Consider the following 797-nt stretch of genomic DNA (forward strand, 5'->3'; position numbering starts at 1 on the left):
CCACGACGCCAATTTGAGGCTAAGTCGCCAACGACCGTAAACCCTAACCCACCAAAAATAAACAAGCCTGCGAGAGTAAAAATCACCAAAGGATCATCGACAAAGGTCATCATGCTGTCTGAGAACAGAGCAAAGCCCGCGTTATTGAAGGCTGAGATTGCATGGAACAGAGCATAGAAACTGCCGGTCGACCATCCATATTCAGGAACCCAACGGAAACAAAGCAACGCAAAGCCAATCAACTCTGCGATCAATGCAAAGGCGATGATCTTTTTGACTAAACTTCTGAGATTGACACGTCTGTCCTGTCCTAACGCTTCTTTGGCTAATGCTTGCTGCTTTAGGCTCAGTCTGACGCCGAACATATACAGAAGTACCGCTGATAAGGTCATTTGCCCAAGCCCACCCACCTGCATTAAAAACATCAATAATATTTTGCCTGCAAGGGTAAAGTGAGCCCCAGTATCCACTACACCTAGACCAGTAACACTGATTGCCGATGTCGCGGTGAACAGCGCGTCGGTAAATGAAAGGCCCGTAACAGAAAATACCGGTAGCGTAAGCAGCAAAGCCGAAGGGATGAGGACACAGAGAAAACTGGTGAGGATAATCTTGGGCTCTGAGCCCTTTTTTGGCTTATTGTCTGGCTTTAATGTGTAGAACAGCCCTTTTCTTTGAACTGAGTGCATAATCCGCCTTATGACAATGATTTAAGTCGGTTAGCCAACAAGTCTTTAGGACCAGCGATAATAACCACATCACCAATCTCTAGACTGATATCGAGTTCTGGTGCTTTA

1 protein-coding gene and 1 pseudogene are annotated in these 797 nt (G+C 46.0%); both read right to left on the reverse strand.

All coding sequences use genetic code 11. The features are described from left to right. On the reverse strand, positions 1-689 hold a 689-nt coding region (locus KIV40_RS29885; RefSeq protein WP_285352894.1), incomplete at its 3' end, for a potassium transporter TrkG. Between the two features lie 8 nt (positions 690-697). After that, positions 698-797, reverse strand: a pseudogene (locus tag KIV40_RS29890) (TrkA family potassium uptake protein); the annotation flags it as partial.

It is taken from the genome of Vibrio sp. D173a (assembly GCF_030248475.1).